This window comes from Bacteroides sp. GD17, from assembly GCF_038448625.1.
In the GTDB taxonomy this organism is placed as follows: domain Bacteria; phylum Bacteroidota; class Bacteroidia; order Bacteroidales; family Bacteroidaceae; genus Bacteroides.
This window is the reverse complement of the sequence record NZ_JBCEZS010000006.1, coordinates 306,776-316,556: the sequence shown is the minus strand read 5'-3', so window position 1 is coordinate 316,556 and position 9,781 is coordinate 306,776. Positions and strand designations below refer to the sequence as shown.

Here is a 9,781-nt window from a genome sequence, read left to right as displayed (position 1 = left end):
AAAATATAATGCGTCAGCCCTGTTCTTTAGTAAATAATCTCTGTTCAAAGCGCGCGAATACATATCCGCAAGGCTTGAATATGTATTCGCGCGGCTTGAATATGTGTTCACAGTGCGAAGGTAAAGAATATTTTTCAGAGCATGGAAGCCTATTCTAAATAAAATACCGTATTTTTGCGATACGACTAAAAATAATACAAGATATGAAAACTTTGTCAAACTCTCAATTAAGGATTCAAGTCTCTCCACATGGAGCCGAATTGTGCAGCATCTGCTGTGGTGGTAAAGAATATCTCTGGCAGGCAGACCCGGCTTATTGGAAACGCCACTCTCCCGTACTTTTTCCTATTGTGGGAAGCGTGTGGGAAAATGAATACCGCCATGAGGGCATTGCCTATTCCCTTACGCAGCATGGTTTTGCCCGCGATATGGACTTTGAGCTGCTTTCTGAAAGCGAGCATGAAATACGCTACCGACTGATTGATAATGAAGAAACCCGTAAGAAGTACCCTTTCCCTTTCTGCCTTGAAATAGGTTATCGGATAGAGGGGAAGAAGGTGGAAGTGCTTTGGGAAGTCCGTAATACGGGGAGTGAGGAGATGCATTTCCAAATTGGGGCCCATCCGGCTTTCTATTATCCGGATTATGAGGCGGGAACGGAAGAAAGAGGTTACTTCGGCTTCGATAGAACGGAAGATTTGCACTATATTCTTATCTCAGAAAAAGGTTGTGCCGACCCGGATAAGGAATATCCGTTGGAACTGACGGACGGCTTGCTGCCTTTGGATATACATACTTTCGATAAAGATGCCTTGATTTTGGAGAATAGCCAGATAAAGGAAGTTACCTTATATAATAAGGAGAAGAAACCGACTCTGAGCTTGTATTTTGATGCACCGGTGGTAGGGCTATGGTCGCCTCCTGCAAAGAATGCGCCGTTTATCTGCATCGAGCCGTGGTATGGACGTTGCGACCGTGCACACTATGCAGGCGAATATAAGGATAAGGACTGGATGCAGCATTTGGCACCGGAAGGTGTATTCAAAGGCGGATATGTGATTGAAGTCAGAGAATAGAACCGGTTCGTATTCCTTGTCTTCTTTAAGATTTTTCAGTCAAAATATGAAGTGTTTCAATATTTTTGCGTATGTTTGTCCGCAAGTATTAACTAAACTCGATAAATTATGAAGACTTTGAATTATGTGAAGATACTACTGCTATGCGTATTTACGGTTGGTTTGGCATCGTGTGGTGATGATGTATATTATACCATGCAGAATAGTGACGACAAATTGTGTGAAAGAACATGGGTAGAAGATTACGAAACTGATGGAGCAGTAACCGGAGCATATCAGTTGAGGTTCTATAAGAAAGACAAAAAAGGGCAAGAGGTGTCTACTACCTACACTACGGATGGTAAAGTTACTTATGACAGAGAGTTCAGCTGGCGTTGGACTGATGATAGCAAAGAAACCTTGAAGTTGACATTTGCAGATGGTAAGGTGAAATACTTGGAAAATGTATGGGTGCGTGATCATTATCTTTCCGGTAAGATGGAGGGGAAGATTATAATGTTGACGGACGCAAATTATGTAAATAAATAAATGCTTTATGAATACATTGAAATATACAAAGATCTTATTGTTGTTTGTCCTGGTATTGGGATTGACTTCATGTGATACTGAGGAAGATACAGAATATAATCTTCCGGGAGAATGGTATACTTCTGAAGAGATAGACTTTGGTGCATATACTTGGGGGAGAGGTACAGTGATGACATTTAATGCACGTTATCAAGGAACTATTGGCTCAGTGGGCGATCCGAATTATCTTATGTTCAGGTGGAATTGGGTAGATGACGGTTCCTATAATCTTATGGAGTTGGAATTCTATGATGATGGAAGTATGGCATATATTTGGGGAGCTGAAGCTGATGCTAATTCTTTTAGCGGTACCTGGTATAATAGTTGGAGAGAATATCAGGATAGGATTAATGGACAACCTTTCCGAATGCGACGCCAATGAGATGAATAAGTCACAAAAAAGCGGAACAAATTATTCGTTCCGCTTTTTTTGTGACTTATTTCTTTAAGAACAGTTTCTTAAAATCTCCCGGATAAGGCGTTTCAAACTGCATCAACTCTCCCGTAACCGGATGATAAAAACAAAGCTTAAAGGCATGCAATGCCATGCGTCCGATGGGGTTTATATCTTCCAGTCCATAACGTCCGTCACCGATAATGGGATGTCCCAAATCTTGCATGTGTACACGTATCTGGTTTTTGCGTCCCGTTTCAAGGTTCAGTTCTACAAGAGAATATCCGTTGGCGCGTTTGATTGTGCGATAGTGCGTGATGGCTTCTTGTCCTCCGTCGTCCGTCGGACTGGAATATACATACAGCGTACGATCCGTCAACCAGGAAACCACCCTGCCTGCATCCTTTTCCATTTCACCCGTTACTACAGCTACATACCGGCGGTCGGTCACAATATCATGCCAATTATCGCGCAAAGTGCGTTGCGTCTTTTCGTCTTTTGCAAACATCATCAGTCCCGAAGTGTCGCGGTCCAGACGATGGACTATGTATACGCGGTGCTGTCTGCCCGAACGCTGGACGTATTCATTTAATATGGTATAAGCCGTACGTTCTTTCTGCCTTTCCGTATTGACGGACAGCAATCCCTGCATCTTCTCGATAACAATGATATAAGCATCCTCATACACAATCTTCAGCAGTTTGTGATTGAACTCTTTTCTTCCCTTCTCGCGGCTGATCTGTACCTTCATACCCGGTTTCAAAGGGAAATTGTATTGCGTAGTAATGACACTGTCTACATATACGATCCGCTTACTTAACAATGATTTCAGCTTGGTACGGCTTGCATCCGGCATTTTGGCTGCCAGGAACTCCATAAGTTCCATCGGCTCCTTTACCATATAGTCCGTATATTGGGTGCGGGCTCTTGCTGTGATTCTTTCTTTTGCCACGTTATTCAGTGATTAATGGTTGGTGATTCTCTTTCAATTCAAGCAGTACCACATTCTCTACGTGGTGGGTGTGGGGGAACATGTCTACCGGCTGAACAGCCTTTACTCTGTATTTCACGTCGAGCAGTTGCAAGTCGCGTGCTTGAGTAGCCGGGTTGCAACTGACGTATACGATGCGTTTCGGTTCGGCAAACAGAATGACGTCTATTACATCCTGATGCATGCCCGCACGGGGAGGGTCGGTGATGATAACATCGGGATGCCCGTACTGGTTGATGAAATCCTGCGTCAGCATGTCCTTCATGTCGCCTGCAAAGAACAGAGTATTCTTGATGCCGTTGATTTCTGCATTGACTTTTGCATCCTCAATCGCTTCGGGCACATACTCTATGCCGATTACCTGCCGCGCCTGTTTGGAAACGAAGTTGGCGATGGTTCCCGTACCTGTATAAAGGTCGTATACCAGTTCGTTGCCCGTCAGTCCGGCAAAATTGCGCGCTATTTTATAAAGGTTGTAAGCCTGCTCGGAGTTGGTCTGGTAGAAAGACTTCGGCCCTATCTTGAAACGCAGGCCCTCCATCTCTTCGAAGATATGGTCTTTTCCCTTGAAAGTGTATACATCGAGGTCGGTGATGGTGTCGTTGCACTTATTATTAATAATGTATAAGAGGGAAGTGATTTCCGGGAATGTATCTGCAATGTACTGCAACATCTGCTTGAACAACTCCATTTCCTCTTCTTTCTCTATCTTGCAGATAAGTATTACCATCAGTTCACCTGTGGTGGAGGTGCGTACAATCATGTTGCGCAGCATTCCTTCCTGCGAACGCAGATTGATGAACGAGTAGTTGTGTTCGTAGGCATAGTCGCGTACCGCATTACGGATGCGATTGGATATGTCGTCCTGCAACCAGCATTTTTCTATAGCCAGTACCTTGTCGAAAGCATTGGGAATATGGAAACCTACCGCATTCATCTGCTCATATACTACGTTCTGCTTCACTTCTTCTGTCGTCAGCCAACGTTTGTTTGAAAATGTGAACTCGAGTTTATTTCGGTAGAATTGAATTTTCTCAGAACCTAATATAGGAGATATTTCCGGAAGTTCTATTTTACCGATGCGGGTAAGGTTGTCGGTAACTTGCTTCTGCTTGTACTTTATTTGTTCGGAATAGGGGAGGATTTGCCATTTGCAACCGCCGCATACACCATAATGCTGGCAAAACGGAACTGCTCTTACCGATGAATACTCATGAAACTTCACCGCTTCGGCTTCGGCATAATGATTCTTTTTTCTCTTAATCTGCAGGTCAACGACGTCACCAGGAACGACATATGGTACGAAAACCACCAAATCATTGACTTTTGCAATAGCTTTTCCTTCGGCAGCTACATCCGTAATTGTCACCTTCTCCAGTAGGGGAAGTTCTTTTCTCTTTCTTGCCACTTTTACACCATTCTAATAAATTCGGAGGCAAAAATAGGTATTTTTTTCGGATTTCTCTCTATGAAATGAAATAATAAAGATTGCAATGTCGAAATTGCATTTTAGCATAAAGTTTTTTCTAAAATAGTTTTCTAGTCTGCGAAATATACTTAGATTTGCGAACAGAAAAGAAAGAAATCACAATCAAAAACTTTAAATTTAATTATGGACAAAAAAAGAGTTTATACCTTTGGTAACGGTAAAGCAGAAGGAAAGGCTGACATGAGAAACCTCTTGGGAGGTAAGGGTGCCAACCTTGCAGAAATGAATCTGATAGGAGTTCCGGTTCCTCCGGGATTCACAATTACAACAGAAGTTTGTACAGAATATTATGAGATGGGGCAGGATAAAGTCGTTGCTCTGTTGAAGAATGAAGTTGAGCAAGCCATTGCGCATGTAGAGACGCTGATGCGTTCCAAGTTTGGTGACGTAGAGAATCCGTTGCTGGTTTCCGTACGTTCCGGTGCACGCGCATCAATGCCCGGTATGATGGATACGATTCTGAATCTGGGATTGAATGATGAAGTGGTAGAGGGCTTGACGCGTAAGACGGGGAATGCCCGTTTTGCATGGGACTCTTACCGTCGTTTCGTACAGATGTATGGCGACGTGGTGCTGGGTATGAAGCCGGTAAACAAGGAAGATACAGACCCGTTCGAGGCTATTATAGAAGAGGTGAAGCATGCTAAAGGCGTGAAACTGGATAATGAGCTCGAAGTGGAAGATCTCAAAGAACTGGTGAAGAAGTTCAAGGCGGCTGTAAAGGCTCAGACCGGAAAGGACTTCCCGACGTGTGCTTACGAACAGTTGTGGGGTGCCGTTTGTGCGGTATTCAATTCCTGGATGAACGAACGCGCCATTCTTTATCGTAAGATGGAGGGTATTCCTGATGAATGGGGTACAGCTGTCAGTGTGCAGGCTATGGTATTCGGTAATATGGGCGAAAGTTCTGCTACGGGTGTTTGTTTCAGCCGTGATGCCGCTACCGGTGAGGACCTTTTCAACGGTGAATATCTGATTAATGCTCAGGGTGAGGATGTTGTTGCCGGTATCCGTACTCCGCAACAGATTACCAAGATCGGTTCTCAGCGCTGGGCTGTGCTGGCTGGCGTAAGCGAAGAAGAGCGTGCCGCCAAATATCCTTCAATGGAAGAGGCCATGCCGGAAATCTATAAGGAGTTGGATGCTTTGCAGACCAAACTGGAAAATCATTACAGAGATATGCAGGATATGGAGTTTACCGTACAGGAAGGTAAGCTTTGGTTCCTCCAGACCCGTAACGGCAAGCGTACCGGTGCTGCTATGGTGAAGATTGCCATGGATTTGCTCCGTCAGGGTATGATTGACGAGAAGACGGCTCTGATGCGTTGCGAACCGAATAAGCTGGATGAATTGCTTCACCCGGTATTTGATAAATCTGCTTTGAAGCAGGCCAAAGTGTTGACGCGTGGTCTTCCGGCTTCTCCGGGTGCTGCTACGGGACAGATCGTATTCTTTGCCGACGATGCAGCCGAATGGCATGCTGCAGGCAAGCGTGTGGTGATGGTACGTATCGAGACTTCTCCCGAAGACTTGGCTGGTATGGCAGTTGCCGAAGGTATTCTGACGGCTCGTGGCGGTATGACTTCGCATGCTGCTGTAGTTGCCCGCGGTATGGGTAAATGCTGTGTATCGGGTGCAGGTGCTTTGAACATCGACTATAAAGCCCGCACGGTAGAGGTTGACGGCGTATTATTAAAAGAAGGCGATTATATCTCTTTGAACGGCAGTACCGGCGAGGTATATAAAGATAAGGTTGAAACAAGAGCTGCCGAATTGTCCGGTGACTTTGCCGAACTGATGAGCCTGGCTGACAAATATACGAAACTGCAAGTGCGTACCAATGCCGATACTCCTCATGATGCTCAGGTTGCCCGTGATTTCGGTGCAGTAGGTATCGGACTTTGCCGTACGGAGCACATGTTCTTCGAAGGCGAGAAGATTAAGGCAATGCGTGAAATGATTCTGGCGGAAAATGCAGAAGGCCGTCGCAAGGCTTTAGGTAAGATTCTGCCGTATCAGCAAGCTGACTTCAAAGGTATCTTTGAAGCTATGAAAGGCTGTCCGGTAACTGTTCGTCTGCTCGATCCTCCTTTGCATGAATTTGTTCCCCACGATCTGAAGGGACAGCAGGAGATGGCTGATACGATGGGCGTAAGCCTGCAATACATTCAGCAACGTGTTGAGGCACTTTGCGAGCATAATCCGATGTTGGGTCATCGTGGTTGCCGTTTGGGTAATACCTATCCTGAAATCACGCAGATGCAAACCCGCGCGATTCTTGGCGCTGCCTTGGAATTGAAGAAAGAAGGAGTGGAAACTCATCCCGAAATAATGGTTCCGTTGACCGGTATCTTGTACGAATTCCAGCAACAGGAAGAAGTAATCCGTAAGGAAGCTGCAGAATTGTTCGCCGAGGTAGGCGACAGCATTGACTTCAAAGTAGGAACCATGATTGAAATTCCGCGTGCTGCATTGACTGCCGACCGTATTGCTTCCTCTGCCGAGTTCTTCTCATTCGGTACGAACGACTTGACGCAGATGACCTTCGGCTATTCACGCGACGATATTGCTTCCTTCCTGCCGATTTATCTGGAGAAGAAGATTCTGAAAGTAGACCCGTTCCAGGTTCTCGACCAGAATGGTGTAGGACAGTTGATTCGTATGGCTACGGAAAAAGGTCGTGCCGTTCGTCCGGACTTGAAGTGCGGTATCTGTGGCGAGCACGGAGGCGAACCTTCCTCTGTGAAATTCTGTCATAAAGTTGGTTTGAATTATGTCAGTTGTTCACCGTTCCGTGTGCCTATAGCACGTTTGGCGGCGGCACAGGCAGCGATAGAAGGCTAAAATGTAAGAATTAAATAGCATGTAAATAGGTTGTATGTTTTGCTGAGGCAAATGCATACAACCTATTTTGTTTGAAAAAAACTGCATATTCTATTTAATTATTTGCTTTTTCTTTATTATATTTGCTCCTTATTAATCATGAAGAACAAAAAAACAAGCAAACTCAAAAAACGATGATGCAAACTTTTTCAGTAATATTTGAAGCCGGAACGAACAATTTCATTGGAAGAAATGAGGCGCTATTATATAGTTTCGCAGTAATAGTCCTCTTGCTTTTGGTTATTATGATCATAGTTTCTATCACTAAAAGTAAGAGAGTGAAAACTTTGCAGCGTATAAACGAGATGGCTGAAGAAACCAATCAACTGAAGAATGCCTTTATAGCCAATATGACCCACGAAATACGTACTCCGCTGAATGCTATTGTGGGCTTTACAACCATGCTTGCCGAAATGGATAATTTGGATAAAGAGACACGCATGGCTTTCCTGAAAGAAATCAATGAAAATAAGGACTCGCTTTTGCAATTGGTCAATGACCTGCTGGATTATTCAAAAATAGAGGCTCATACTTTAGATTATAATGATGGAGAGGTAGACGTGAATGCACTTATCAGCGAAGTTTGTGCAACAGAAAATGCGCGTTCTCATCCTACGGGTATCCAAGTGGAATTTGTAGAAAAATTGCCTCAATGCCGTTTAGTAGTAGATCGTGTACGTTTTGCCCAGGTTATAGGCAACTTAGTGAGAAACGCTTTGAAGTTTACTGAAGAAGGCAGTGTGAAGATAGGATGTAGAAGGCTGAGCAATAATAACTTTTATTTTTATGTAGCCGATACGGGTTGTGGTATCGATGAAGAAGGTCGCCGGGCTATCTTTGAGCGTTTCGTAAAGATGAACTATAACATCAAAGGTACGGGGCTGGGGTTATCCATTACAAAATCTATCGTTGAACACTATGGCGGGGGCATAGGTGTTGAGTCTAAAAAGGGAGAAGGCTCCACTTTCTACTTTACGTTGCCTGCCAGTGCAGAATATAAAGAGTACGGTAAGTTCTGATCCGGTGCTAATCAGCCATTTCTTTTAGTTTCTTGAAATGCCGGATTACTTCCAGATAATCGCGGTCGGTACGTGCATTGAACTTATTCCATAAGTCGCCCATCACTACGGCGCCTCCAAATCCGTAATCTTTGATTTCGAGAATATTGTCGAGGGTGATGCCGCCCAGAGCCAAAACCTTATTGTCTACAATCTTGTTTTTTCCAGCTTGGCGCAGTTCTTCGGCTGTAAAGCCGGAAGTAACTCCATGCTTGGTTATGCAATCATATACGGGGCTTAAGAAAAGATAATCATAGAAATGCTTCTTATTCTGTACTTCTTCCAGTGAATGGCAGGTGCAACTGATGTGTCCGGAATAATCATGCGGTTCTTTGGGATTACGTGTATTCAGATGGATGCCCATCAAGTTGAATTCTTCTTGCAGGTAGAAGTGTTCGTGAGTGACAATACGTTTGTGATATTTTTCGGGTATCAGTGTCAGAAGTCGTTCCGAATACATAGCAGGTGTCTCTGGCTTTCTCAGATGCAGAATATCCAGTCCTTCTTCAAAAAGTACTGTGATAATCTTGTCTTCTTCCACAAAGAATGTGGGGGCTGTGACTACGATAAGCTTCATTTTTTTTGTTAAATGTTTATGTTTAGCAAAGTTAATGAATACTTATCGTAGTAGCCAAATTTTTTCTTTAAAAGATGTTACTTCATTCTTTTACCTACTGCATCCCAGTCCACGATTTTCCACAATTCATTGATGTGGTCGGCGCGGCGGTTCTGATAGTCAAGGTAGTAGGCATGTTCCCACACGTCGAAGCCCAGTAGCGGGATCAGTCCGGCACGCACCGGATTGCTGCCGTTGGCTTCTTTGGTGATGTGTAGTTTACCGTTCTTGTCTACCGACAGCCATGCCCAGCCGGAGCCAAACAAGCCGACAGATGCCGCATTAAACTCTTTCTTGAAATTCTCGAAACTGCCGAAGTCACGTTTGATGGCTTCTGCCAGCTTACCGGTAGGTTCGCTTTGGGCAGGTTTCGGAGAGAATTGCAGGAAGTATAGAGTGTGGTTCAGTACTTGTCCGGCATTATTGAAGATGGCACCATCCGGTGCAGTGGCAACAATGGTTACCAGGTCTTTGCCTTCGTACTCCGTTCCCGGAACGAGGTTGTTGAGGTTGTTTACGTAGGTTTGCAGATGTTTACCATAATGGTAATCTATGGTTTGCTGACTGATTACAGGTTCCAGCGCATTGTTTGCGTAAGGAAGTTTAGGCATTTCGTAAGTCATAATTGTTATCATTAAAGTCATTAATAATGTATTCATAAGTTCTATATATTTAGTTTGTGAACTTTAGTATATAAACGCGATAAC

Annotated in this window: 9 protein-coding genes; 5 read left to right on the top strand and 4 right to left on the bottom strand. The window is 44.2% G+C overall.

Translation table 11 applies throughout. From position 1 onward, the window contains the following. Window positions 1-203: 203 nt before the first annotated feature. The 3 genes from AAE250_RS12470 to AAE250_RS12460 all read left to right on the top strand — a co-directional run bounded on the left by AAE250_RS12470 (window position 204) and on the right by AAE250_RS12460 (window position 2,025). Window positions 204-1,076 (top strand): aldose 1-epimerase family protein, encoded by an 873-nt coding sequence (locus AAE250_RS12470; protein WP_294603366.1) that lies wholly within the window; start codon window positions 204-206, stop codon window positions 1,074-1,076. Window positions 1,077-1,184: 108 nt separating this feature from the next. Continuing rightward, window positions 1,185-1,604, top strand: coding sequence for a hypothetical protein (locus tag AAE250_RS12465; protein ID WP_294603364.1), 420 nt, complete (start codon window positions 1,185-1,187; stop codon window positions 1,602-1,604). Between the two features lie 7 nt (window positions 1,605-1,611). Beyond that, window positions 1,612-2,025, top strand: coding sequence for a hypothetical protein (locus AAE250_RS12460; protein WP_294603361.1), 414 nt, complete (start codon window positions 1,612-1,614; stop codon window positions 2,023-2,025). Between the two features lie 55 nt (window positions 2,026-2,080). Here AAE250_RS12460 and AAE250_RS12455 read toward each other — a convergent pair whose 3' ends face one another. Both AAE250_RS12455 and rlmD read right to left on the bottom strand, forming a co-directional pair. After that, window positions 2,081-2,989, bottom strand: a complete 909-nt coding sequence (locus AAE250_RS12455; protein ID WP_294603358.1) for an RluA family pseudouridine synthase — start codon at window positions 2,987-2,989, stop codon at window positions 2,081-2,083. Between the two features lies 1 nt (window position 2,990). Further along, window positions 2,991-4,436 (bottom strand): 23S rRNA (uracil(1939)-C(5))-methyltransferase RlmD, encoded by a 1,446-nt coding sequence (gene rlmD, locus AAE250_RS12450; RefSeq protein ID WP_294603356.1) that lies wholly within the window; start codon window positions 4,434-4,436, stop codon window positions 2,991-2,993. A gap of 204 nt (window positions 4,437-4,640) precedes the next feature. Between rlmD and ppdK the strand changes: the two genes are divergently transcribed. Then, a complete protein-coding gene (gene ppdK / locus AAE250_RS12445; protein ID WP_294603354.1) occupies window positions 4,641-7,361 on the top strand; it encodes a pyruvate, phosphate dikinase in 2,721 nt (906 codons plus the stop codon). Between the two features lie 173 nt (window positions 7,362-7,534). Beyond that, window positions 7,535-8,419 carry a sensor histidine kinase gene (locus tag AAE250_RS12440; RefSeq protein ID WP_342289019.1) on the top strand — a complete coding sequence of 295 codons (885 nt, stop codon included), beginning with the start codon at window positions 7,535-7,537 and terminating at the stop codon, window positions 8,417-8,419. A gap of 7 nt (window positions 8,420-8,426) precedes the next feature. Here AAE250_RS12440 and AAE250_RS12435 read toward each other — a convergent pair whose 3' ends face one another. Further along, window positions 8,427-9,035 carry a thiamine phosphate synthase gene (locus AAE250_RS12435; RefSeq protein WP_294603350.1) on the bottom strand — a complete coding sequence of 203 codons (609 nt, stop codon included), beginning with the start codon at window positions 9,033-9,035 and terminating at the stop codon, window positions 8,427-8,429. Window positions 9,036-9,112: 77 nt separating this feature from the next. Beyond that, a complete protein-coding gene (locus tag AAE250_RS12430; RefSeq protein WP_294603347.1) occupies window positions 9,113-9,733 on the bottom strand; it encodes a superoxide dismutase in 621 nt (206 codons plus the stop codon). Window positions 9,734-9,781 lie beyond the last annotated feature (48 nt).